This is a genomic window from Micromonospora sp. NPDC093243 (assembly GCF_044753725.1).
Classification (GTDB): domain Bacteria; phylum Actinomycetota; class Actinomycetes; order Mycobacteriales; family Micromonosporaceae; genus Micromonospora.
In genome coordinates, this window is sequence record NZ_JBIVNT010000005.1 from 673685 (window position 1) to 698908 (window position 25224).

18 protein-coding genes are annotated in these 25224 nt (G+C 71.8%); 4 read left to right on the forward strand and 14 right to left on the reverse strand.

Annotation, left to right across the window (positions count from 1 at the left end; genetic code table 11):
- Positions 1–123 precede the first annotated feature (123 nt).
- Positions 124–1308 (reverse strand): low temperature requirement protein A, encoded by a 1185-nt coding sequence (locus ACIP9D_RS20580; protein ID WP_350875927.1) that lies wholly within the window; start codon positions 1306–1308, stop codon positions 124–126.
- A 431-nt stretch (positions 1309–1739) separates the two neighbouring features.
- Here ACIP9D_RS20580 and ACIP9D_RS20585 point away from each other — a divergent pair, with 431 nt between their 5' ends.
- Both ACIP9D_RS20585 and ACIP9D_RS20590 read left to right on the forward strand, forming a co-directional pair.
- Positions 1740–2444, forward strand: a complete 705-nt coding sequence (locus ACIP9D_RS20585; protein ID WP_350875925.1) for a hypothetical protein — start codon at positions 1740–1742, stop codon at positions 2442–2444.
- 150 nt (positions 2445–2594) lie between these two features.
- Entirely contained in the window at positions 2595–3146 is a 552-nt protein-coding gene (locus tag ACIP9D_RS20590) for a DUF5872 domain-containing protein (protein ID WP_350875923.1), read from the forward strand.
- A gap of 21 nt (positions 3147–3167) precedes the next feature.
- On the opposite strand, the gene ACIP9D_RS20595 is transcribed toward ACIP9D_RS20590, so the two are convergent.
- From ACIP9D_RS20595 to ACIP9D_RS20605, 3 genes are all read right to left on the reverse strand, one after another.
- Positions 3168–4967 carry an ABC transporter ATP-binding protein gene (locus ACIP9D_RS20595; RefSeq protein ID WP_350875921.1) on the reverse strand — a complete coding sequence of 600 codons (1800 nt, stop codon included), beginning with the start codon at positions 4965–4967 and terminating at the stop codon, positions 3168–3170.
- The gene (locus ACIP9D_RS20600) at positions 4964–6661 is read right to left on the reverse strand and encodes an ABC transporter ATP-binding protein (protein WP_350875919.1); all 1698 of its coding nucleotides are present in this window, start codon (positions 6659–6661) and stop codon (positions 4964–4966) included. Before ACIP9D_RS20600 ends, ACIP9D_RS20595 begins: the two co-directional genes overlap by 4 nt.
- A gap of 387 nt (positions 6662–7048) precedes the next feature.
- The gene (locus tag ACIP9D_RS20605; protein WP_350875917.1) at positions 7049–9499 is read right to left on the reverse strand and encodes a CehA/McbA family metallohydrolase; all 2451 of its coding nucleotides are present in this window, start codon (positions 9497–9499) and stop codon (positions 7049–7051) included.
- A 383-nt stretch (positions 9500–9882) separates the two neighbouring features.
- On the opposite strand from ACIP9D_RS20605, the gene ACIP9D_RS20610 reads away from it, so the two are divergent.
- A complete protein-coding gene (locus ACIP9D_RS20610; protein ID WP_350876136.1) occupies positions 9883–11658 on the forward strand; it encodes a long-chain fatty acid--CoA ligase in 1776 nt (591 codons plus the stop codon).
- A gap of 3 nt (positions 11659–11661) precedes the next feature.
- On the opposite strand, the gene ACIP9D_RS20615 is transcribed toward ACIP9D_RS20610, so the two are convergent.
- The 8 genes from ACIP9D_RS20615 to ACIP9D_RS20650 all read right to left on the reverse strand — a co-directional run bounded on the left by ACIP9D_RS20615 (position 11662) and on the right by ACIP9D_RS20650 (position 21848).
- Complete coding sequence (locus ACIP9D_RS20615; RefSeq protein WP_350875915.1) at positions 11662–13851, reverse strand: hypothetical protein; 2190 nt, start codon at positions 13849–13851, stop codon at positions 11662–11664.
- A gap of 179 nt (positions 13852–14030) precedes the next feature.
- Positions 14031–14945 carry a hypothetical protein gene (locus ACIP9D_RS20620; RefSeq protein WP_350875913.1) on the reverse strand — a complete coding sequence of 305 codons (915 nt, stop codon included), beginning with the start codon at positions 14943–14945 and terminating at the stop codon, positions 14031–14033.
- A gap of 160 nt (positions 14946–15105) precedes the next feature.
- The gene (locus ACIP9D_RS20625) at positions 15106–15990 is read right to left on the reverse strand and encodes a hypothetical protein (RefSeq protein WP_350875911.1); all 885 of its coding nucleotides are present in this window, start codon (positions 15988–15990) and stop codon (positions 15106–15108) included.
- 6 nt (positions 15991–15996) lie between these two features.
- Entirely contained in the window at positions 15997–16515 is a 519-nt protein-coding gene (locus tag ACIP9D_RS20630; protein WP_350875909.1) for a SigE family RNA polymerase sigma factor, read from the reverse strand.
- Positions 16516–16616: 101 nt separating this feature from the next.
- Complete coding sequence (locus ACIP9D_RS20635; protein ID WP_350875907.1) at positions 16617–17864, reverse strand: MalY/PatB family protein; 1248 nt, start codon at positions 17862–17864, stop codon at positions 16617–16619.
- 38 nt (positions 17865–17902) lie between these two features.
- A complete protein-coding gene (locus ACIP9D_RS20640; RefSeq protein WP_350875905.1) occupies positions 17903–19507 on the reverse strand; it encodes an FAD-binding oxidoreductase in 1605 nt (534 codons plus the stop codon).
- A gap of 401 nt (positions 19508–19908) precedes the next feature.
- Positions 19909–21549 (reverse strand): amidase, encoded by a 1641-nt coding sequence (locus tag ACIP9D_RS20645; protein WP_350875903.1) that lies wholly within the window; start codon positions 21547–21549, stop codon positions 19909–19911.
- Positions 21546–21848: a hypothetical protein gene (locus ACIP9D_RS20650; RefSeq protein WP_350875901.1), complete on the reverse strand. Its 303-nt coding sequence runs from the start codon at positions 21846–21848 to the stop codon at positions 21546–21548. Before ACIP9D_RS20650 ends, ACIP9D_RS20645 begins: the two co-directional genes overlap by 4 nt.
- Positions 21849–22030: 182 nt before the next feature.
- Between ACIP9D_RS20650 and ACIP9D_RS20655 the strand changes: the two genes are divergently transcribed.
- Complete coding sequence (locus ACIP9D_RS20655; RefSeq protein WP_350875899.1) at positions 22031–23347, forward strand: family 43 glycosylhydrolase; 1317 nt, start codon at positions 22031–22033, stop codon at positions 23345–23347.
- 174 nt (positions 23348–23521) lie between these two features.
- Here ACIP9D_RS20655 and ACIP9D_RS20660 read toward each other — a convergent pair whose 3' ends face one another.
- Together ACIP9D_RS20660 and ACIP9D_RS20665 are read right to left on the reverse strand one after the other, a co-directional pair.
- Complete coding sequence (locus tag ACIP9D_RS20660) at positions 23522–25063, reverse strand: N-acetylmuramoyl-L-alanine amidase (protein ID WP_350875896.1); 1542 nt, start codon at positions 25061–25063, stop codon at positions 23522–23524.
- Positions 25063–25209 (reverse strand): hypothetical protein, encoded by a 147-nt coding sequence (locus tag ACIP9D_RS20665; RefSeq protein ID WP_350875894.1) that lies wholly within the window; start codon positions 25207–25209, stop codon positions 25063–25065. Before ACIP9D_RS20665 ends, ACIP9D_RS20660 begins: the two co-directional genes overlap by 1 nt.
- Positions 25210–25224 lie beyond the last annotated feature (15 nt).

Sequence of the window (25224 nt, forward strand, 5' to 3'; positions counted from 1 at the left end):
CCTTCGGGCCCGGCGGTGGGCGTCGCGGCCGGCCCTGCCCGGGCGCCGCGGTGAGCCAGCGGCGGCGCAGGCAGGCACGCGCGTCGCCGGCGCGAGGGGCAGTGGGCATAGAGCAGCGCTGGCTCAGCTCTCCGGCGCGGGCTCTGGTCCCTGGTCCGTCCGATCCTCGGGCCTGATCTCGGCCGAGTCGCGGGGCGCATCGCCGTCCTGGCGTCGGATGGCCAGCTCCTCGGCCGCGACCATCACGGCGATCACCAGGATGAGGCACACGACCGCGGCGAGGGCCGGCATCAGCGTGGCCAGCGGAAACAGGATCAGGCAGGCGGCGCCCGCGCCACCGCGACGCCAGGAGATCCGGTGGTGGATCCGCCAGTGGGTGTAGGCGAAGGTGAACAGGAACAACGCGCAGCCGCCGTAGAGCAGCATCGCCTCGCGGGGTGGCAGTGCGTGCAGCGGAGCGGGCACCGCGTCGGCCAGCCCGACGGCGAGGGTGATGATCCCGAAGCTGAAGGACAGGTGGCCGTAGACGAGGACAGCGCGCCGCACGTCCGGCTGGTCCTGGGCCTGTTCCAGGGCTCGCCGGAAGTCGGACAGGCCGTAGCCGAAGTACGCCCACCAGAGCGCGCCCACCAGGACGTAGGCGGCACCGATGGCGGTGAGCCGGGCGAAGGTCAGTTGGCCGTCGACGGCCACCGCCCCGACCTGGATCACGGACTCGCCGAACACGAGGATGATCAGTAGTCCGTAGCGGTGCGTGAAGTGCACCGGCTGCACCCGGCTCTGCGCGACGAGGTGACGCGCCACCCACGGGCTCAGCAGGTCGATGGTGGCGGCAGCGGCCCACAGCGCGATCCGGGCGGTTCCCTGCATGAGGGCGCCCGCCAGCAACAGTGGCCCGGTGAGCAGGAAGACGCCGTACGGACCGACGAAGAGGACCCGCCAGACCGGGCGCTTGCGCAGGGCGAGTCCGGCCAGCAGCACCCGGCCGGCGAGGTAGATGGCAACGAAGAGCAGGCCGTGCTCGTGATAGGCCCGAGGGATCGTCAAAGCCATCAGCAGGCTGCAGAGCCCGAGCGCGAAGATCCCGACGCGGTCCAGCACCGGATTGACGTCGCGCTGGTTGGTGTAGAGCGTCACGCCGCCCCAGGCCCAGTAGACCGGCACGAACAGGATCAACGTCAGGCCGATCCCACCCCAGCTGTGGTCCTCGTGCAGCAGGTGGGAGAACTGGGTGAGCGCGAAGACGAACGCGAGGTCGAAGAAGAGTTCTTCCCAGGTCACCCCCTTGCCGCCCGGTCCGGGTCGCATCGCCGGCCGTTACCCGTCGGCTGCGGCGCGGGCGGATGGCTCCGTGAGCGTGGGCGGCGCTGCGGACCCGCCACCCGCCGTCCGCGCGAGCGTCGCCACCACGCTGCCTCCCACCGTCGCGTCGCCGACGAGGCGAGGTTAACCGCGGTGATCGTCGTGCCGTGGTCGAATGCCGCGGGGTCACCGGCAGGGGCGGTCGGTCGTCCGCACAAGCCATGGCAACTGCACGATGTCCTCCCCCTCACTGCAGGCCGTGACGTGCTGCCCGCGGCACTCGTTCAGCGGGGGAGCGGACAGCGCCTCGCCGCGCCAGCCGTTTCGGCCGGTTCTCGGCCGGGAATCATCCGGAGTGCCGGCAGAGACGAGAGGTGACGATGAACGATCACGCGGCGTGCCCGAAGACCCTCGTCCGGCGAGCGCGCGTGCTGCCGTTGGCCATCACCCTGATGCTTCCCGCCGGGTGCGGCGCCGGCGAGGATGCGGCGGATCCAGCTCCGTCACTCACCGCGGCGCCGACCGCAACGGCATCGTCGAGCCCGGCCGGCAGCCCGTCACCCACCGCGGACGGGCAGGTCGTCATCCCCACATCCGCCTTCATCGAGCTGCCAGCGGACATGCGGAAGCTGCCCCGAAGGTCGACGCCCACCGAGCAGGCCCTGCCGAAGCTGTGTGGCAACGAATTCGGTACGGGCGGCCGACAGGTGAGTGCGAGCGCCTCCATGACCGTCACCTACAAGCGGCCCGGCGATCCCGCCAGTAACGTCCCGCAGGGCATGCTCCACCAGACGATCTTCACGTTCGACGGCACGGGCGCCGCGGACTACCTGCGACGGGTTCGCGACGCCGTGGAGGCGTGTCCGACCTACGCCGAGGCGGGATACACCGTCACCGTCGAGAGCCGGCCACTGCCCGGCGTCGGCGACGAGGCGATCCTGCTGACCCGCACCTGGCCGCAGACGAGCCTGAACGGGGAGCGCACCGGCGGCGACGCGAGCGGCCAGATCGCGGTGATCCGCGTCGACGCGGTGGCGACCGTCCTCGACGACCGGGGCTGGGAGGGCACCAGCGGCAGCCCCGATGTCATGGACCGCGCGGTGCGCGAGGCCGTCCGCGCCGTCGAAGCCTGGCGGGGCTAGGCCGCATCGGCTGTTTCAACCTCTCAATCCGGACGAAGAGGATCGGCTGCCCAAATCGCGTGCATCCGCAGAAGAAACCACGCCCGACAGGCGCGGAGTCGGCCGTTCTGCGCAATGTTCACGACGCTTCGGGTCGGGTAACGCCAGGCAATGGCGCAGTACACGAATCCGGAGCTCAGGCAGCAGATCAAAGAGGAGATAAAGGCCTCCGACAAGGGCGGGCGGCAGGGGCAGTGGTCAGCGCGCAAGTCGCAGTTGCTCACCAAGGAGTACGAGAAGCGCGGCGGGGGCTACCAGGGGCCGAGGGACGAGCGGCAGAAATCGCTGCAGCGGTGGGGCGCCGAGAAGTGGCAGACCAAGGAGGGGTCCACCCGGGCCCGCCGCGACGGTGAGACGAGCCGGTACCTGCCCAAGCAGGCGTGGCAGGAACTCTCCGAGGAGCAACGGCGCTCCGACGACGCCAAGAAGCGACGGGCGTCCCGGACCGGCAAGCAGTACGTCTCCAATACGGGCGCGGCCAAGCAGGCACGTAAGGACGCCTCGTCGGCCGAGCAGATGTCGGGCCTGCCGGTCGCTGAGGCGATCAAGCTCGTCCGTGGTCTCGACACCCGCCAGCTCAAGGCGGCGCTGCGGCGCGAGCGTGACGGCAAGGCCCGCAAGACCCTGATAGGGCGGATGGAGTCGGAACTCGACCGGCGCTGACCGCGGGAACGGGGCCCGCCATCAATCACCCTTCGGGTAGCCGTGCCAGGAGTGCCACAGGGCGGCATAGGCGCCGTCGGCGCGAGCGAGGTCGTCGTGGCTGCCGAGTTCGGTGATCCGGCCGTCCTCGAGCACTGCCACCCGATCGGCGTCGTGAGCGGTGTTCAGACGGTGCGCGATGGCGATGACGGTGCGCCCGGTGATGACGGCGGCGAGTGCTCGCTCGGTGCGCCGGGCGGTTGTCGGATCGAGCGCGGCGGTCGCCTCGTCGAGGATCAGCGTGTGCGGGTCGGCGAGTACGAGCCGGGCCAGCGCGAGTTGCTGGGCGTCGGCGGCGGCGAGTTCGCGGGCGCCGTCCCCGAGTTGCGTGTCGAGGCCGTCGGCCAGGTCGGCGTACCAGTCGGCCCCGACGGCGATCAGTGCGGAGTGCATCTGTGCGTCGGACGCGTCAGGCGCGGCGAAGGCGAGGTTGTCGCGCAGCGAGCCGATGAAGACGTGGTGCTCCTGGGTGACGAGGGCGATGCGACGGCGCCGCTCGGCCGGGCTCAGGTCGGTGACCGGGTGGCCGCCAAGGCTCACCACACCCTCGCGCGGCGCGTCGATTCCGGCGAGCAGCCGGGCGAGGGTCGACTTCCCGGCGCCCGAAGGGCCCACGATGGCCAGACGTTCGCCGGGGTGCACCTCGAGGTCGATTCCGTGCAGCACGTCGTGGCCGTCGGCGTACGAGAACCGCACACCGCGCACCACGAGTCGCTGCCCGGACGGCGCGGACGCCGCATTGCGCGCTTCTGGAATCCCGGCGGGGGTAGCGGCGGGCGTGACGGAGCGGGAGCCGTCCTCCGGTCCGGTCTTCCTTCCGACGCCCAGCACGCGGGCGAACGACGCGAGGCCACGTTGTGCCTGCTCCATCCACTGCAGCAGCCGGTCCAGAGGCTCGATCGCCTGCTGGAGATAGAGCGCGGCGGCGACCACCTCGCCGAGCGTCACCATCCCGTTGGTCAGGAAGAATCCGCCGATGAGCAGCACCGCGGCGATCGGAAGCGCGTAGCTCGCCTCCACCACCGGGAAGAACACGGACCGCAGGGCCAGCGTTGCCCGGCGGGTGGCCCACACCCGGCCGATGCGCTGTGTGCCGTACGCGATGCGGTCGGCACCGAGGCGGAGCGCCTCGACGGTGCGGGCGCCCTCCGCGGTCGTGGTCAGCGCCTCGGTCAGCTCGGCGGTCGCGGCCCCCTCGGCCAGGTACGCCGGCCTGGCGCGACGCAGATACCAGCGGGTGACCGCGAAGATCGACGGTAGTCCGGTCAGGGCGACCAGGCCGAGCAACGGGTGCAGCAGGAAGATCGCGCCGAACAGGAGCGACAGTTGTGCCGAGGCGATGACGATGACAGGCACCACGTCCCGGACGGTGGTGCCGACGGTTGCCACGTCCACGGAGCTGCGGGTGGCGAGGTCGCCGGTGCCGGCGCGCTCGACAACGGAGATGGGCAGGTCGAGCGCCCGCGAGACGAAGTCCTCGCGTAGCCGGGCGACGGCGCGCTCGCCGAACCGGTGGCCGGCGTACTGGGCGTACCTGGTGAGCAGTCCCTGGGCGAGCACGCATCCGCCGATCGCGAGCGCCAGGCGGTCCACCGCGCCGGCGCCGGCACCGGCGGCGACCTCGTCCACGATCCGGCCCAGCAGCCACGGCGCGGCGAGCCCGGTGACAGCCGCGGCGCCGTGCAGCAGCAACACGACGGCGACCGCGCGGCGGTCCCGGGCGATGAGGTCCCGCGTGGCGCGGCGGACCGCGGTGCGGTCCGCGACGGGGAGCCCGGTCACCGCAGCGCCCCGTCGACGTCGGAGGAATCGCTGTCCCGGGACACCAGCGCCCGGTAGCTCGGGTCCTGCTCCAGCAGCTCGACGTGGGTGCCGACGGCCGCGATCCGGCCGTCGCGCAGGTGCGCGACGCTGTCCGCGCGGCTGAGCAGCAACGGCGACGTTGCCAGCACGATCGTCGTTCGCCCGGCCCGTGCCGCGCGCAGTCGCTGCGCGATGCGCGCCTCGGTGTGCGCGTCCACCGCCGACGTCGGGTCGATGAGGATCAGCACGTCCGGTTCAGCGAGCAGGGCACGGGCGAGGCGTATGCGTTGTCGCTGGCCGCCGGAGAGGGTACGGGCGCGCGAGCCGACCGGCGTGTCGAGCCCGTCCGGTAGAGCGTCCACGACGTCCTGAGCCGACGCCGCACGCAGGGCCGCTCCGATGTCGGCGTCGCCGATGCCCGCCCGGGTGGACAACATCTCGCGCAGCGTCCCGGCGAACAGGTAGGAGTCGTGGTCGGCGACGAGGATCCGGGACCGTACCTCGTCGAGTGCGATCCCGGCCAGCGGCACCCCGCCCCAGGTCACGTCGCTGCCGACGAACCTTCCGAGACGGTCGGCCAGCGCGACAGCCTCGGCCGGGTCGGCGGCGGCGACGGCGAGCAGCCGACCGGCGGGCACCGTCAGCCCGGTGGCGGGGTCGTGCAGTTCGGCGGACCGGTCCGGCGCGGGCAGGAGATCCGTCCCGCCGACCCGCGACGGCGACGTGGCGTCATCCGGGGCGAGGTTGAGCAGGGCGACGATGCGCCGGGCCGCGACCCGGCCCCGGATCAGCTGGTAGCCGCCCTCCAGCAGGAACCAGACCGGCACGATGAGGACCGCCACGTACCCGTACACGGCGACCATCTGCCCGATGGTGATGTCGCCGGCCGCGGCCATCCGTGCCGCCAGCCACACCACGGCGGCCAGGAAGAGACCCGGGATGACGATCGTCAGCGCCTCGATCCAGCTGTTCACGGCGCCGACCCGGTATCCCTCGGTCAGCAGATTCTGGGAGCGGGCCGCGTACCGGCGGGCGAAGAGACCACGGCCACCGACCCCGGCGAGTACGCGCAGCCCGGCCACGATGTCCCCGGCGCGGGTGGTGAGGATGCCCTGCTGGTGCCGGTAGACCGACTCGACCCGTTCGAGGCGCCGCAGCAGCGGCCCGACGACCAGCACCACCGCGGGTACGCCGAGCAGCACGAACAGCGCGAGAGTCGGGGAGACCGACCACAGCACGACGGCGACGAACGCGTACGCGAGGACCGCGCCGACGCCCGGTCCGGTCAACGTCAGCACCGCCGAGGTGTGCGTGACATCCGTGCCGCCGACCGTGGCGACCTCTCCGACGGCGAGCTTGCGCGGCAGCACGGCGCCGATCCGGGACAGGTGCCGCAGCAGGACGGCCGCGGAGCGGGCCGACGCATCCTCCCGGACGAACGTCATGGTGCGGTGCCGCATGATGCCCAGGTAGGCCAGGCCCATGCCCGCGACGACGATCGCGGCCACCCACCACAACAGCGCCCGATGGTCGTGCGTACGCAGCCCGTCGTCGATGGCGCGGGCTACGAGGTAGGGCCGGACGGACAACCCGAGCATCCAGGCGGTACCGATCAGACTGCCCCGCAGCACCCGCCACGGCTGGCAGCGGACCAGCCACCAGAGGTACCACATCGGCCCCCTCGTGTCCGGTGAGCCGGGCTCGGGATGAGGGAGCTGTGGGGGCACCCGCTCAGGCTACCGATCAGCCCGCCGCCTTGGCGTTGCGGCTGGTCACGCGGCTTCGTGGCAGATGACGGAGCACGGCGGCGCGCGAGCCGCTTGGACATCCTGGCTTACCGTCGTCGGTGACGAGCGTGGTGAGGGTGTACATCGGTGCGTCGGGGTCCAGGACGGTGTCGGAGACCCGGAAGTCGACCCGTCACTGTTCCGGCGTGGATCTCACCGGGCCTGGGCCGCGGCGGCGGTATGCCACCCACGACCAGCCCGAGATTCCGCGTTCGACCGTCGCAGCGGGGCGCGCGACTGGGGCGGCCCGGCGGGGCCGCCCCACTCACCGCGTCAGCCCCGCGCGACCAGGTAGACCTCCTGAGTGCGGTCCCGCTGGGTACGCACCGCACGCCGGTCGCTGGTGAAGACCACGGCTCCCTTGTCGACAGCCGGCCAGGTGCCGTTGCCGAGGGTGCTCACCTGGACCGGAGGGGTCCAGCCCGAGGCCGTCCGGAGGGAGGTGTAGACCTTCCAGCGCCAATCCGCGGATCGGGAGTCGTACCAGACGGCCCGGACGGTTCCGTCGCGGTCGGCGGCGAGCCGGGGCCGTTGGCTCATCGCGTTCGGGTCGAGCGCGACCGCCTCCGACGGCGACCACGTCACGCCGTCGGTGGACCGGCTCGCGCGCAGCATGAGGTTCACCCCGGCGGCCGAGAGGGCCTTGGTCTCCCAGATGACGACGTAGCCGCCGTCCCGGTCCACCGCCACGCTCGGGTGTCGGTCGGCCGCGTCGTCGTTGGCACTGACCCGTACCGGGGCACCCCACACGCCGCTCGCGCCCGGCCGCACCGCGGCCAGGATCTCCCAGTTGTCGGGGTTGGTGCCGCCGCTGGCCGGCCGGCCGGCCGGCGGGGTGTGGCCGGTCCAACCCGCGTCCGGGTCGAACCGGTTGTCCTGCCAGGTCACGATGATCCGCCGGTCCTCGGCCACCGCGACCGCCGGGAAGAGCGAGGCCGGGTGGATCGGCGAACGGGCGTCGGCGGGCGTACCGGGGACGATGACCTTGCCAGCGGCGGAGACGTTCACCGGCGCCCGATCGACACCGACGACCTGGACCTGGACGTCGAATGCCCCGCCGCTGTTCTCCGCCCACGCGACGACCGGGTGTTCGCCGTTGAGGAGGGCGAGCGCCGGGTGCTCGGCCCGGCCCTGCCCGGTGCTCAGCTTCACCGCGGACGCGAAGCTTCGGCCGCCGTTGCGGCTGTGGCGCAACCAGATGCCCGGACGGTGCGGTTGCTCCTGGCCCTGGGCGTCCTGCCAGACCACCCACACGTCGTCGCCGGCGGCCACGACCCGGGGCGCGCGGGCGGTGCCGGAGTGCCCGGACAGGACGACCGCCTTGTCGGCGTGCGTGTTCCGGTGCCCGTCGAGCCGGCGGTAGACCACCGACGCCCGGTGGTCCTCGTGGACCTCGGCGACGACGTGGGTGACGCGACCCTCCACGGCGACGTCGGCGAACCCGGCGAAGCCGTCGCGTTCGCCCACCACCAGGTCGGCCCGGTCGTCCATGCCGGCCGGCGCGGGTAGCGCGATCTCGGGGGCCGGCACAGCCGGCGACCGCGCCGACAGGAAGAGCGGCGACGTGGCGCCGCGCAACTGGTCGGGCAGGTTCTGGTCCGCCTCGCGTCCGGACAGCTCGCCCGGGGCCCGGACCTCGACCCGGTACCAGGTGTGGTCACCGGTCATCCTGAGCGGAAGCAGGTAGGTCTGGTCGTTGCTCTCCGGGACGTACGTGGCGACCGGTCCCGCCGAGCGGCCCGGGGCGGCGTAGACGAGCACCTTCATTCCGGCGGCGCGCTTGACCCGTACCCGCAGCGCCGCGCGCTTCGGCAGGCGCTGGTCGTCCAGGATCACCTCGTCGCCGCCCATCGCCTCGAACCGACCGTCACCGTCGACGTCGGCCTCGATGGTGGCGAACGGCCCGTCCGTACCGAATGACAAAGTAGTACGGCCGGCCTTCAGCGCGTCGAGGATCGCCCGGACCGAGCGCTCGGCGGCGAAGACCCAGGTGGTGGGTCGGCCGGGGGCGCTGACCGGGCGCAGCTCCTTGAAGTGGCTGTCGCTTGCCGCGACCGCGCCGAAGCGGAAATGGTGGTTCCAGCGGTTCTCGGCGTACTCGATCTCGACGTCGGGGTTGCTGCTGGCGTTCCACAGCTCGACGGCGTCAACGCCCTGGACGCTCGCGTTGGCGTTCGGCCCGGCGGCCGGCGTGTACTCGCCGTCGTCGGGGTGCGCGACCGACCAGAACGCGTCCTGGGCGTGCGCGTCCCAGATCGACTGCTGGACGTGCCGGAAGGCGGCCGAGCCGGGCGGGTTGGCACCGTCCACGACGGTGTCGACTGCGCCGAGCACCACGGCGTGCGGCGAGCCGTTCACCTCCTCGCCGGTGAGCAGCAGCAGCTTGTCCGACCGCCACAGCGGGTCCCAGTGCTGGTCGAACGTGCGGTGGTCCGTCAGTGGCAGGAACGCCAGGCCGACCGACTCCGCATAGCTGATCTGGTCGCTGACCGGGAGGTTCCCCGGGTCCCGCTGGTTCGACAGCTGCCGCGGCGCGCTGCCGTCGGACGAGTGATCGTCATGGACGTGGGTGTCACCCGACAGCCACATGCCGTCCGGCTCGCCTCGCCCAGCGGGCTTACGCTCCGCGTCCGCGTCCGCCTGGGCGGCGGTGGCGGGCAGCAGGCCCGCGGCGGCGACGGCGGCGCCACCCATGGCGATGAACTGTCTGCGGTCTAGCTCCATGCGGCCCTCATCTTCGTGCGAACCCCCCGGCGTACATGTCCTGGTGGGGCGGCCGTCGGCGGGCTCGATTGATCATGCGAAGGCAACGCTAGCCGGCCGGATGCGCAGGTCCCGTGAATCGTCGGTGAAGACCGAATGACGACGGACGGAGCTACGGCACAGGGTCGGGCCGCCTACGACGACCAACACGAAATGGACATACAACGCAGCAGGTGCCTGTTTCGCCGTTCCCCCCGGTCCCGGCCGTCGATTGCGCCATGATGACCGCGGAGCCGCCCCCGCCAGGCCTTCGTGTCGACACCGGGAGAGCGGAAAACGTGAACGTACGGAATGCGTCGGTCGAGCCGGCGGTCGCCGAAGGGCGACTGGCGGGCCTGGCGGACATGGTGTGGGACAACGCGCGGACGGATCCCGACGTGGTGCAGTTCCTGCGCCCGGATCCGATCCCTCGATCGTGGCCGGCCGCCCGGACGCTGCGCGACGGGCCGTCGCCGGTGACCTGCCAGCAGTTCCGCGACGACGTGCTGACCCTCGCGCGCGGATTCGTCGCCGCCGGGGTGGCTCGGGGCGACCGGATCGGGTTGATGAGCAGCACCCGCTACGAGTGGACCCTCATCGACTACGCCCTGTGGTCCATCGGCGCGATCACCGTCCCGGTGTACGACAACTCGAGCGTCGAGCAGACGCAGTGGATCCTTGCCGATTCGGGCGCGGTCGGCTGCGTGGTCGAGACCGCCGAGCACGAGGCGATGGTGCACGACGTACGCCAGGACCTGCCCGGGCTGCGCCAGGTGTGGCGGATCGAGGGCGGCGATCTGATCGCGCTGGCCGGGCAGGGCCGCGCCGTCGACGACGCCGAGGTCGAGGGCCGCCGACGGGCGGTCAACGGCGGGGACGTCGCGTCGATCGTCTACACCAGCGGCACCACCGGGCGGCCGAAGGGCTGTGTGCTGACGCACCGCAGCATCCACTGTGACGTCCTCGCTGCCACCGAGGCGCTGAAGGGACTGCTGCACCCGGGTGCGTCGACGGTGTTGTTCCTGCCGCTGGCCCACGCCTTCGCGCGGCTGATCCAGGTCGGCATGGTGTACCGGCGGGCGACGATGGTGCACTGCCCCGACCTGGCCGCGGTGCCGGCGCAGCTGCGCAGGTACCGCCCGACGTTCCTCCTCACCGTGCCCCGGATGTTGGAGAAGGCGCACGACAAAGCTCGGCGGCGGGCCGACGACGGGCACCGGGGACGGCTGTTCGGGCTCGCCGAGCGTGTGGCGGTCGGCTACAGCCGGGCGCTGGACCGGCGCCGGAGACCGGGACTGCTGCTGCTGCGACCGGCGCACGCGGTGTTCGAGGTTCTGGTGTACCGGAAGCTGCGTGGCGCCTTCGGCGGCCGCTGCCGGATGGCCATCGTCGGCGGGGCGCCGCTGGGGGAGCGGCTGGGGCACTTCTTCCGCGGCGCGGGTCTGACCGTGCTGGAAGGGTACGGGCTGACGGAGACCTCCCCGGCGCTCACGACCAACACGCCTTCCGCGATGCGGATCGGCACCGCCGGCCGTCCCCTGGCCGGCGTCCAGATCCGGGTCGCCGACGACGGCGAGATCCTCGCCCGTGGGCCGGTCGTGTTCCGGGGCTACTGGAACAACCTCGAGGCCACCCGGGAGACGTTCACCAGCGACGGCTGGCTGCGCACCGGCGACCTGGGCAGCGTCGACAACGACGGGTACCTGCGTATCACCGGCCGCAAGAAGGAGGTGATGGTGACAGCGGCGGGACAGACGCTCGCGCCGGCCCAGATCGAGGAGCGGATCCGCGAGCACCCGCTGGTCAGTCAGGTCATGCTCGTCGGCGACCGCCGCCCCTACGTGGCCGCCCTGGTCACCATCGACGAGCAGGCGTGGCCGCGGTGGCGGGCCGCGCACGAGCTGCCCGCCGTGTCGGTCGGGCAGCTGCGGCGCAGCCCGGAGCTACGCGGCGAGATCCAGGCCGCCATCGAGCGGGCCAACGCGACGGTGTCGCACGCGGAACAGGTCAAGACCTTCGACATCCTGCCCCGGGACTTCACCGAGGCCACCGGCGAACTCACCCCCACGCTGAAGATCAAGCGCGAGGCGGTGCAGGCGCACTACGGGGCGGACATCGACGCCCTGTACCGAGGCCACTGACGGCTAGCCGAGCTGCGCGGCGAGCTCCCGCAACGCGTCCCGGAACGCCTTCTGGTTGTGGTACGGCCGGTGTCCCTCGATGGGCGGCGGCACGGTGTCGTCCGGCTCGGGAATGAGGTCCCGCGGGTCGCGGATGCGGATGTCGACGGCGCCGGCGGGGTCGTCGGCACGGTGGTGTGCCAGGAAGACGGGACCGCCGACGCTGTCGGTGTCCCGCCAGAGGTTGCGCCACCTCCAGTCGAGGCGATCGCCCAGGTCGCGCAGGACGTGCTCGCCGAGGTACGCCGGACACACCCGGGCGTAGAGACGCTGCAACGGGCAGCCGTGGGTGAGCAACGCGACGCGCCCCAGGGCCTCCGGTGGGAGCCGGAGCACGGCGGCGGCGACGAGTACCGAGCCATGGCTGTGCCCGGAGATGACGACCCCGGTCCGGCGGGTCAGCGCGGTCACCCGCCGGGCCAGTTCGGGCACGGCCCGCTTGCCGTACGAGGGCGGCGCGAACGGGTGGATCGTCCTGGGCCAGAACGTGCCGAGGTCCCACAGGGCCGCCAACGTCCCCCGCTTGTCCGGGTTGCGGTAGACCGTGACGCTGAAAACCACCAGGCCGACGACGACCGCGCCGATGAGGTAGATCCCGGCGTCGGTCAGATACGCCGCGACGCGCGCCGCCTGGCTCTTGTCGTTGCTGAGCTCGGCCGCGAGCTGGGTCGGCCCGGTTCCGATCAGGTCGAGGACGATCGTGCCCAGCCCCACCGAGGAGATCAGGAGCAGGGCGATGAGCGTCGGACCGAACACCTCGGTGGCCTGCGACCGGGCGATCGCCAGCTCGACGGTCACCAGCCGGGACCGGGCCTCGGGCGGCACCTCGGGAAAGTCCCGCCGCACGATGCGCTCGGCGTCGCGCCGCCGGCGCCTCCGGGTCAGCAGAAGCGACGCGGCCATCGCCGCGGCGGCGATCAGCAGGCCGATGATGGCCGCGGTGGCGGCCCACCAGTCGGCCGCGGGCGGCTCCAGCGGTGGGGCGCCCGGCAGCGGCGCCCGCACCGGGTTGGGGATCGCGGCCCGGTCGAGCAGGTCGGCCGCGCGGTAGACGAACGTGGCGGAGTACGCGGCGGCGACGATCACCGCCGCCGCGGCGAGCGCCGGCGTGCCCATGCCGAGCAGGATCGGGGGCGTCTCGGTCCTGGTTCGCCGTCGGTATCGCACGGTCAGGGCGGCCAGCCCCAGCAACAGCAGGCCCTGGCTGGTCGCCAGCGCGGCCGTGGCGCCGTCGATGCCGGGCATGTTCCCGTGCGGCAGCGGAGCGACTCTCGGCACGAGCGCGTAGCTGAGCGTCAGGACGGTCAGCGCGATGCTCGCCAGCCGCAGCGCCCGCACCAGCCGGCGGGTGGCCGGGTGGTGCAGACGACCCCAGATCAACAGTGCCGTGCAGGACAGCAGCAGCAGGCCACAAGCGCCCAGCAGCAGCAGTGCGGCATGGTCCGGCGACGGCGACATGGTGCCGGCGACCAGTCCGGCGTCGATGATCGCCGTGGCGATGGCGAAGTGGATCCACCGCAGCCGGCCGGCGAGGTGGTCGTCGTCCCAGAACAACGGGTCGGCGAGCCCGTCGGCGGCCCTGCCGTCCGTGACGGGCTGGTGGATGTCGCCCATGTTGCGCGCCCGCCGGGAACCGATCCACCAGATCAGTCGAACCGCGAGGAACGGCAGCACCGCCAGCAGCACGATACGCACGCCGTGCGGCAGCGACCCGAGCCAGGACAGCAGCGGTCGGTCGGATGTGCAGTGGGCCCTTGCGGCGCACTGGTACCCGACGAGGTCCATGGCGACGCTGACCATGGACAGCGCGTACGCCGCGGTCAACGTGCCGGCGAGCAGCCGACACATGGCCGTCAGCACGCCGTGGCGGTTTGGTCCCGCCGGGCGCAACCACACCGCCACGTTGGACAACATGAACGGAAGCAGGAGCAGGGTCAGCAGCTTCAGCAGCGGCGCGCCGCCGGTGAGGTCACCCCAGCGGTACGCCTCGACGGTGATTCCGGGGAGGTCCTTGCGGCCTTCCAGCCCGGGTCGGATCCGGTAGAACCCGGCCCGGCGGTCGCCCGCGACCCGCACCACGACCGGATGGTCGAGGATGGTCTCGGCACGGGCGCCGGCCACGCCGTGTACCCGTACCTCGACCTTCTCCGTCACCAGTAGAGATTCCCAAACCCGCCGCCCAGCCTTCCGGGATTCCCCGGATTCGGGGCAGGCACCGACAGATCGGCGGCAGTGGGCGACGCCTACTGTCACCCCCAGCCGAGGGTCAGGGCGGCCCGCAAGCGAGCCGCCTCGACCCTCGGTGTGTCAGGGGATCGGCGGTACGCCGAGCGTCATTTCTCCCACGTGGCCTTTCCGCGGCGGTCGATGCCGCGGACCGGCATCGCGGACCGGGGGTTGACCCGGCCGGCGCTGACGACGGCCGCGGTGATGTCGACGATGACGTGCGCGGTCACGCTGGAGTAGACGTTGATCAGGTCGGTGGCGTAGTGGCTGCTGTCATTGTCACTACCGACTCCGCAGACGAACGCGTTGGAGAGGATCTGGTTGGGCGCGAAATTGATCGATGAGAAGTCGGTGGGCCGGGAAATTCCAAACGGGTAGACCTGGGCGAAGCCGGCGAGAGTCGGCTGCACCACGGTCACTGTCCCGAAGACCGCGTCCGCGTAGTACAGGTGATCGGTGAGCCGGAGGCTGATCGACCGGCCGGCGAGCAGCCGGCCGCTGGAGTCCAGGTAGCCAGGCTCGCGGACCAGCCCTCGAGAGCTGGCGTACCGGGTGTCGAGTACCCGCTGCGGCACCAGCGGCACGATCCGGTTGCTGTTGGCGCTCGTGTGGATGATGTGCGATTCGTTGAGGGTGCTGCCGTTGCCCTTGGTGACGACCCAGATGTTGCCGTCGATGGCCATGCTGATCGAGCCGGCCTCGGCGAGGTCGGAGATGGTCGTCCCGCTCGGCCTGATCTGCAATGCCGGCTCGGCGGAAACCCTTCCATCTGGATTGGGCCCGTAGGTCTTGTCGTTCGCCAGCCGTAACGCCGCCCGAACACCGGTGTTCCGCAGGGTGGTGGCGGTCTCGACGACGTTGTCCACACCCTGGATCACCGGATCGCCCGCGGCGGCCTGCGCCGGAGTGGCGCTGGCGGCGCCCGCCACGCCCGCGCCGGCCATCCCGGCCGCGACCGCGCCCGCGCGGCGAAGCAACCGGCGGCGGCCGATGCTCTGCTCCTCGTGCTGCTTTCTCAACATCCTCTTAGCCCCCGTAGTGCTGGTGACGAACAAGCCAGGCGATCATGCCGCATCGGGAACCGCCGGACAACGACTGATGAGCTGCCCGCGGCCTGTCCAGCCGCGGGCAGCTCATCAGTGGGACGGGGCGACCGGGCCCGCGGTCGTCCCCCCGGTAGACCTACCTGACCATGACGACGTCGGTCGGACGGTTCACCTTCACCTCGACGCCGTAGTCGAACAGTTCGAGCGTGGAGGCGAACGTGCCCTTGTCGAGCCGGCCCTTCGCGGTCGTCTGCCAGGTGCCGGTGATCGCCACCTTCGCGATCCGACCATCGCCGTCGAGCGTGACGTCACCGCGGGTGGTGGTCGAACCCTTCTCCGCCGAGGTCGCGTACTCGAAGTGCAGCGTGCCGTCCGGGTTCTCGGTGATGGTCGCGTTCGCGCTCTTCAGTGCCGCGAACAGCGCCGCCGGGTCGGGCGCCGCGGCGCCGAGGACGTTGCTCCCGTCGGCGTAGAGGGACAGCCGGTCGTACGTGCCGGGGTGCTGGCCGTACCGGCCGTACGTCTCGCCCGGGCCCTTGTCGCTCGGCAGTGGGCCGTGCGGTCGTTCCCCGCCCTCGTACCGGGTGCCGGCGATCAACAGCTCGGTCATGATCGAGTCGTCCAGGGCCACCCGGACGTACCCGGTGGCGGTCGTCGGGTCGAACGCCCCCTCGTACCGCAGCCCGTCCGGCCCGGAGTTGGTCAGCCGCATCCGGTAGCTGATGTTCTCGCTGGCGGTGACGGCCGAGACCAGCTCCATCGCCGGCGAGGCCGGCCGGGCCGGCGGCGTCCCCTCGGCGGTGACGCCGCTCCGGCCGGGCGTCGGCATCGTCGCGACGGTCGCCGCCGTGGCGGCACCCAGCGCCAGCAGCGCGCAGGTCGCGCTGACCATCGTGGTGGTCCGGCGCCGCCGGGCCCGCCGGCCGCGTTCGAGCAGTGCGCCCGTCGGGGGTACGGAGTCCGGCTCGCCGTCGACGATGTCGTGCAGCCGGTGAGCGAGCTGCTCATCAAGGGTGTTCATGACGTGTCACCTGCTTAGCGTGTAGGAGGGTTCATCGAGAAGGTGGCGGAGCTTGTCCAGCGCGCGTGCGTTCTGGCTCTTGACCGTGCCCACCGAGCAGCCGAGCACCCGAGCGACCTCGCGCTCGGTCAGGTCCTCGTAGTGGCGCAGCACCACGACCGCGCGCTGCTTCGCCGGCAGCGACATCAGCGCGCGGCGTACGACGACGGCGTCGGGGCCGAGGTCGCCCGCCGGGGCGACCCGGTCGGGGACGTCCGCGACGAGACTCTCCCGCCGCCGACGCCGCCAATTGGACGTGTGGTTGTTGACCAGCGCGCGGCGCAGGTAGGCGTGCAGGTCGTCGAGCCGTGACAGTCGTCGCCACCGCTCGTACACCTTGACGAGGCTGTCCTGGAGCAGCTCCTCAGCCCGCCACCGGTCGCCGGTCAGCAGCATGGCCAGCCGGATGTGGCGCTGCCAGGCCACTTCAACGAATGCCACGTACGACTCGTCCGCCGTCGACAGTGGCTTGGTTTGGTCCGTCACGCCCCTACCACGTGGCCGCACCCCAGAAGGTTGCCTCGGGGCGGCTGGCTGATGCGCGACGACACCCACACGCGCCGCGGCTCGCCCGATCAGATGGGGATTCAGCCGGCCGACGGGTGGTGCGTGTCGACTGCCTGTCCCATGCGGGTGACGGCTTCGGTGAGGATCGCGGGCGTGGTGCCGAAGTTGAGTCGCACGAAGCCGGCGCCGCCGGTGCCGAAGACGTGTCCGGAGCTGAGGGCGACCCGCGCGCGGTCGAGGAACATCTGCGCGGGCCTCGCGAGATCGCTGGCCACGCCGGGTCCGCCGGCCGGCTGTGTGGTCGCGACGCCGAGCGCCGTGCAGTCCAACCAGGCGAGGTAGGTGCCCTCAGGGCGGTGGTACGTCACGGACGGGAGGTGCTTCGCGAGCAGCGTCGCCAGGAGCGTGCGGTTGGCGTCGAGGCCGTCGAGGAGGAGATCGAGCCACGGACCGCCGGCGCGGAAGGCGGCGGTGTGCGCGACGACGCCGAGGTGGCTGGGCCCGTGGCTGACCTCTTCCGGCATCCGCTCGAGGTCCGCGACGGCCCGCGGCCCGGCGACCACGAGCGCCGCCTTGAGACCGGCGAGGTTCCACGCCTTCGAGGCGGAGATCAGGGCGAACGCGTTCTCGGCGCCGGCCACCGTGAGGTACGGGGTGAAGTGCGCCCCGGGGAGCACCAGGGGTGCGTGGATCTCGTCGGAGACCACCCGCACGCCGTGCCGGGCGGCCAGTTCGGCAACGTCCTCGAGCTCGTCCCGGCGATGGACGACGCCGGTCGGGTTGTGTGGATTGCACAGAAGGAACGCCGGCCGGCTGCCGGCGGCTCGGGCCCGGCGGAAGGCCTCGTCGAGAGCGGCGGGGTCCATGCGCAGGTCGGCACCGAGCGGGGCCTCGATCACCTGCCGGCCGGCATGGCTGACGAAGGCGTAGAAGGGCTGGTAGACGGGGGAGCAGAGCACCACCGCGTCCGCCGGGTCGGTCACGAGCCGCAGCACCTCGACAATGCCCATCATCACGTCGGGTACGACGGCGGTGTGGCTGACGTGGAAGTCGTGCCAGTCCCAGCGCCGGGCGGCGAAGTCGCGAAGCGCTTCGGCGTACGCCGTCCCGTGCGGGTAGCCGGTGTCACCGAGCTCGATCGCGCGGCGAAGCGCGTCGGCCACCGGGGGCGCGAGGGGTACGTCCAGCTCCGCGACCCAGAGGGGGAGCACGTCGGGCGGGTGCATGCGCCACTTCACGCTGGTGCGCTGCCGAAGGTCGTCGAGCGTGAGCAGGGTCAGCGGATTCTCGGCCGGCGAAAGGTCGGGGGAGGGGGCGGGGCTTCCCATGCCGCCCACCCTAGGCCGTACGGCGAATTCCGACGGTGTCAGCGATCGACGAGGACGCCCGGGTTGAGGATCCAGGACGGGTCGAGCGTGCTCTTGGCGGCGCGCAGTGCGAGCGCGACCGGGTCCGGACGCTGCCGGTCGTACCACGGTCGGTGGTCGCGTCCGACGGCGTGGTGGTGGGTGATGGTGCCGCCGGCGGCGAGCAGCGCGTCGGAGACGGCCTGCTTGATCTGGTCCCACTGGGCGAGGGTCGCGCCCCAGCGGCCGGTGGCGTAGACACCGAAGTAGGGGGCGGGGCCGTCCGGGTAGACGTGGGTGAAGCGGCAGGTGACCACGCCGGCCGCGGCGACGGCGCGGAGCGCGTCGCCGGCCGCGTCGAGCACGGCCGCTCGCAGGGCGGGGAATCGGTCCCAGGTGCAGGCGGTCTCGAACGTCTCCACGATCATCGACCGGGCGGCGAGCGCGTCGCGCTGGTACGGCATCCGCAGGAACGCCGACCGCCACGCGTCGGCGACGGTCCGCTGCCCCGGGCCGGACGAGTCGCCGCCGCGAGGTGACTCCGACAGAGTTCCCCCATGGTCGCGGCACAGCTCGACGGCGCGGTCCAGCCACGGTGCGACCGGATGGTCCGCCGACTCGAATCCGAGGACGAGCACGCCGCCGGTGGTGGCGGCGCCGGCGTTGAGCATCGCCTCCGCCGGGTCGAGCAGGCGGCAGTTGCTCGGGTGCAGACCGGACTGGGCGATGGCCCGGGTGGCGGTGACCGCCTCGTCGTAGTCGGTGAAGCGCACCGAGGCGCCCGCCCGCCAGCGTGGCCGCTCCTGCAGGCGCATCCACGCCTCGGTGATGACGCCGAGCGCGCCCTCCGAGCCGAGGAACAGCCGGTCCGGGGACGGCCCGGCACCGGAGCCGGGCAGCCGGCGCGACTGGCTGACGCCCGCAGGGGTGACGACCCGCATCGACTCCACCAGGTCGTCGATGTGGGTCAGGACGGTGGCGTAGTGACCGCCGGCGCGGGTGGCCAACCAGCCGCCCAGGGTGGAGAACTCGAACGACTGCGGGTAGTGCCGCAGTGTCAGGTCGTGCCGCCGGAGCTGGTCCTCCAGCGCCGGGCCGAACACGCCGGCCTGGATGCGGGCCGCCCGGCTGGTCGGGTCGACCTCCAGCACGCGGTCGAGGCGTCCGAGGTCGAGACTGACCGCCGCGGGATGCGTGTCGTCGAGCCGTGGTTCCACGCCGCCGACCACGGACGAGCCGCCGCCGTAGGGGATCACCGCGATGTCCCGGCCCGCGCACCAGTCCAGCACGTCGACGACGTCCTGCTCGGTCACCGGCCGGACCACCAGGTCCGGCGGGTCGTGGACCTCCCCGTGCAGGTTGCGGACGACGTCCCGGAACGCCTTGCCGTGGGTGTGCGCCGCCCGGTCGGCCGGGTCCGTCGAGCACAGCCGGGCGAGCGACGTCGGTGGATCGACCCGCGGCGGGCGCAGGCCCAGTTCGGCCACCGGCGGCGCGACGTGCTCGGTCAGGTCGACCTCGGGCAGCAGGGTACGTACCCGGTCCGCCAACGCCGTGGCCTCCGCACCGGTCACCGCGTCCTCGACGTGCCCCCAGCCCCACCACGAACGGTGTTTCCCGGCCATACGGCCTCCCCGCCGTCCACCTCGCCAGACCGACTCGTCGGTAACGTACTCGGGCGGACGGCACCGCGTCGATGCCGGCGTGCTGGGCGTGAACCGCCTGCGGCCGTGAACCGCGGCGGCCCAGGAGCGTCGGCGGTCGCTGATACGTTCGCCGCCGGCGAGAAGCCACCGAAATCGAGGAAACCGTCCTGCGCCTCGGTTAGCCACCGGGCGGGTGCTTTGAGACAGGGCTCGAAGGGCTCCGCGACGGCAACCACCACACCCAGCGGCCCGATCCGCTGATCGGCCAATGCGGGACGGTCATCATCCTGCGCGGGTGGTGGCCGAGCGCAAGAGCGCGCTCGGCCACCACGATCGACCTCAGCAGGTTGCTCTGGCATCGGCTGCCCGCCCGTCGCACGTCACTGGCTGAGCTCGGCGACCTCCTCAGCCGTCAGACGCAGCGCTTCGGCGGGAGCCGCGCCCCGCGCGCCCGCGGCGGCGGGCGGATCGGCCGGCCGCCGCAGATGCCAGTCCGTCACCGCCTGGTAGGCGGCCACCACCGACAACAGCCGGTCTTCGGCGTACGGAAGACCGCCCAGGATGGTGCCGATCGGCAGCCCTGCGGCGGTGGACCCGATCGGGAAGGCGATCTCCGGCAGGCCCAGGATGTCGAAGGGCACCGGGTCGGTCTGTACCACCACGTCGCAGTCGTCGAAGAGGTCGTTGAGCACCCGGTCCATCAGCAGCAGCTTGGCCCGCTGACCGGTGATGAACTCGTTGCCACCCATCAGCGCTCCCTGCAGCCAGCTCGTCACCGACACCCCGAAACCGCGCAGGTCGGTGCGCAGGTACGGCATGAACGGCTCGGCCCGCTCGGGCAGCCGGACGTTGTTGAAGGTGCCACCGGTCAGCTGGCTCCAGTCGTCCGGCAGCGACACGTCCACCAGGGTGACGCCAGGGATCGCGGCGAGCTGTGCCAGATAGGCCGCACGGGCCAGCGCGGTGGCCGAGGTGCCGTTGACGAAGCCCGGCAGCACCCCGATCCGGGTCTTCCAGCGCAGCTTGACGCGGCGCCCCTGGTAGACCGGGCTGGCCGCGTCGATCAGGTTGGGTACGTCCGGCAGGCCCTGGCTGCGCGGGTCCATGGGGTCCTCGCCCGCCATCGCGGTCAGCATGATCGCGGCGTCCTTGGCATCCCGAGCCAACGGGCCCGGATGGTCGCGCGTGTAGGTGAGCGGAATGATGCCGGCCACCGAGACCCGGCCCATGGTCGGCTTGAGGCCGGTGAGGTTCTGCGCGTTGGACGGGGCGGTGATCGAGCCACCGGTCTGCGTACCGATGCCAGAGGTGGCCATCCGGCCGGCAACCGCGGTGGCGGTGCCGGTGGACGACCCGCCCGGGTCGGTGCCCGGGTCGGTCGGCGTCCAGGCGTTCACCGTGGTGATCACGCCGGCCGGTGTGGTGGCACGGGTGGTCGCCAACGGGCCCATCTGCGTCTTGCCGAGCACGATCGCGCCGCTCGCCTTCAACCGGGCCACCGCGGTCGCGTCGTACGGCGGTACGAAGTCCTTGAACAGAAGGGAGTTCGCCGTGGTGGGGACCCCTTCGGTGTAGTAGTTGTCCTTGATGGCCAGCGGGATGCCGTGCAGCACACCGCGTCGTTGCCCGCGCCCGACATCTCTCGCGCCCGCAATGGCCGCGTCGGCGAGCACCCGGTTGAACGCCTGGTAGATGCCGTCGTACCGGGAGATCCGGTCCAGGTACGCCTCGACCAGGTGCTCGGGGGTCAGTTTGCCCGCGCGGATGAGCCAGGCTGCCTCGGCGATGGTCAGCTCGGACGGATCGGCGAGCGCCTCCGGTCGAGGCTTGGTGTAGGCGTTCGGCTGGTCCAGCGGACGTCTGGCCGCTCCCGGCTTGCTGCTGGTGGGCAGGCCGTTGCTCGCCAGCGCGACCGAGGGCAGTCCGACGTTGACGCCGACCGCTGAGACGGTGGCCAGCGCCGCGGCGCGGGCCAGAAACGCCCGGCGGTCGACCGTACGATCGAGTGGTTCGGACGTCATGCCTTCCGCCATTCCGTGCTGTTGGAGGGGTAGAGGATCGGCGCGTGCTGCTGCGACAGCGCCTTCGCGGTGTCGGGATCGGTGCCGTCGGGAGCGGGCAGCTGGTATGCGGCGAGCGTCGCCACGGTGCCCCGCACGAAGGAGCGCAACGAGGCGAGCACGGAGTCCCGGCCGGGCGAGCCGGTCTCGGGGTCGGGGCTGGTCCCCGGCGGAAGTTGGTCGAGGTCGATGCCGAGTGCGGCGAGCCGGGCGCGGATCAGAACGTTCAGCTCGGCATCCGTCGGCGGAGTAGGTGCCATGATGCTCCCAAGTCGTGCGACAGGGGGTGTCGCGGGTCCCGGTCGAAGTGGACTGACCGTAGGCCGGTCGCGATTCCTGGCAACGCGATGCGGGTAGAAGTTGAGGAATATTTGAGTTAGCCCATGAGGCGGCGCTTGCGAGACATATTCCCGAGCATCGATGGGCCGGGTTAGACTTCGTCATGCGTCGAGGTCTCGCGATCCTGGTTGCCGCACTCGTCATCGGCCCGTTCGTCATCGGCGCGGAGCACGCCTCCGCCGCGACCACGCCCCCGGCGGCGGTCATCGCCAGCGATTTCCCCGACCCCGACGTCATCAAGGTGGGCGGCACCTATTACGCCTACTCCACGAACAACGGCTTCGGGAACGTGCCGGTCGCCACCGCGGCCTCGCTGACCGGGCCGTGGACCCGGCGAGCGGACGCACTGCCCAGCCTCGGCGCCTGGGCCAGCGGCGGTCTGACCTGGGCCCCGGACGTGTCCGCACGCGCCGATGGCCGGTACCTGCTCTACTACACCGCCCGGAGTCGGGCGGTCGGCCGGCAGTGCATCGGCGCGGCGGTGGCCAGCTCGCCGCTGGGCCCGTTCGTCGCGGTGGGCTCCGGGCCGTTGATCTGCAACGGCGCCGAGGGCGGCGACATCGACGCGTCCAGCTTCACCGACGGCGACGGGCAGCGCTACCTGCTCTACAAGGACGATGGCAACGCCATCGGCCAGCCGACCAGCCTGTGGCTGCAACGGGTGGCCGCCGACGGCGTGACGCTGCAGGGCGCGCGGGTGGAACTGCTGCGCAACGACCGGCCGGAGGAGGCCGGCGTCATCGAGGCGCCGGTGCTCACCCGGGTCGGGGCTCGCTACGTGCTCTTCTACTCCGTTGGCGGATACGGCGGAGACAACTACCAGACCAGCTACGCGACCTCGACCGCGCTCGCCGGGCCGTACACGAAGGCCTACCGTTCGCTGCTGACCACCGCCACCCTCGACGGCGCGGTACGCGGCCCCGGCGGCGCCGACGTGGTCCGCGAGGCCGGCGGCGACCACCTCGTCTTCCACGGCTGGATCAACAATTACACCGCCCGTGGCATGTACGTCGCCGCGCTCGGCTGGGCCGGCGAGTACCCCGTCGTGCGGGGCAGCCGGGTCCGCTACGAGGCCGAACGTGGGGCGCTGCACAACTGTGCGGCCCGGAACACCGCGAGCGCCTCGCAGGGGCAGGTGGTGGCCTACCTCGACTTCGCCGACAGCTGGGTCGACGTCACCGTCTTCGCGCCACGGGCCGGCAGTTACACGGCCCACATCGCGTACGCCGCGGGCTATGGCGAGGCCCAGCACACCCTGACCGTGAACGGCGGGGCGTCCCAGGTGGTCACCTACCCGGACGCCGGCTGGGAGAACTGGCGACAGGTCCGCGCAGACGTCACGCTCAACACCGGCTTCAACACCCTGCGGCTCACCCACCTCAACCGCTGGGCCGAGATCGACTTCATCGAGATCGCGTGACGATCCCGCACTCCCCGGCCGGGGTGGGCACCAGTCCGAGGGTGTCGGCCGGGTGGACGACGACCGGCCGGGCGTAACGGCCGTCCAGACGCCGTAGGGCTCGCAGTCACCCGGTCGGGGCCCCGGAGGACGCGCAGCGGGCCCCTCCGGTGGGAGGGGCCCGCGTCTGCGGGGTCAGTTGGCGATGCTCCCGCCCCAGTTGTCGATGCCGAGTTGGCCGTTGGTGTCGTTGATGAAGCGGTGTTCGAGGGTGCCGTTGGTGGTGCGGTAGAAGACGTGGTGTTGGCCGGGGGTGGAGAGTCCGACGGGGTCTCCGGTGACGACGCCGAGTGCGCCCCAGGTGTCGTTGCCCGGGTTGGCGCCGGGCCACCAGTACCAGTGGATGAGGTCGCCGTTGGCGCGGCGGGCGAAGATGTGTTGCTGGTTGCCGTGGACGAAGGCGTGGGGGTTGCCGGTGAATGCGCCGCCGGCCCAGATGCCGCCGTTGAGGGTGCCGGTGGGGTCGTCGAAGAAGCGGTGTTGCAGGTTGCCGTCGGTGTTGCGGTAGAAGACGTGGTGTTGGTTGCCGTTGTAGGAGAAGCCGGTGGGGTCGGAGGCGACACCCGAGGTGACACCCCAGTTGTCGACCGACGGGTTGATGCCGGGCCACCAGTACCAGTGGATCAACGCGCCCGAGGCGGTGCGGGCGAAGATGTGCTGTTGGTCCTTGTGCACGAAGGCGTAGGGGTTGCCGACGAACGCGCCGCCGGGCCAGACGCCGCCGGCGACCTGGCGACTCACCGTGTCGTAGAAGCGGTGCTCCAGGTTCCCGTCGGGGTTGCGGAAGAACACGTGCTGCTGGTTGCCGTAGGCGAAGCCGGTCGGGTTGGACAGCACGAGGCCGGCGGTGTTCCAGCTGTCCAGGCCGGGTGGGTTGGTGCCGGACTGGAACCAGTGCCGCAGGGTGTTGTCGGTGCCGCGGGCGAAGACGTGTTGCAGGCCGTCGTGCACGTACCCGACGGTCTTGCCGGCCAGTGGCGCGCCACCCCAGTCGGGCCGGACGATGCCGGTCGACGGTGACCACGACAGGTTGATCAACGTGCCGCCGGTGTTGACGGCAGCGAAGTGCTGCTGGTCACCGTAGACGTACGCCGGACCGGCGACGCCGGTTCCGAGACCGCCGCCGGCGAGCAGCCGCGCGACGTCGGCCCGCATCGCGTCCAGGTCGACGAAGGACGGGTCGATCTTGCCGGTGGTGCTGGTCTCGCGATGCCCCCGCGCGTAGCTGGCGTCGCGGCCGAGCCGGCGCAACACCGCCGCGGTCGCCCGTACGGAGTTGCTGTACTGCGCGGCCGTCATCCGCTGGTCGGTCGCCTGGTCACCGCCGTAGTCGATCTCCCAACCGACCAGCAGGGTGTTGCCGTCCCCGGCGGGGATCGGTCCGCTGCCCCGGCTGGCGCCGGCGTGGTTGCACCGGCCGGCGGAGATGATGTGGAAGACGCCGTTGTAGTCGACCAGCGCCTGGCAGAGCGGACCCTGGAGGTCGGGCCGGCCGTAGATGCAGGTGTTCAGCGCGGGATGTGGATTGCTCGGGCTTGAGAACGCGGCCGTGTGGTGCCACAGCACACCGATGGGGTTGAACGAGCCCGAGACCATGCGGTTGCGCCAGTCGCCCTCCTCGACGACCGGGATGCCCTCGGCGCGCAGAACGTCGGCGAGCCACGGGATGGTGGCCATCAGGATGCCTCCATCAGATCGGCGGCGCACTCGGCGGGGCGGGGCTTGGCCTGGGCCGGGCGGGCGGCCAGGGCGACCGCGGCGACCACGACGGCCGGCACGCCGAGCAGCGTCCGGCGGGCAAGCCGGATACGTGTGCGGGTCATGACACTCCTTCGGAT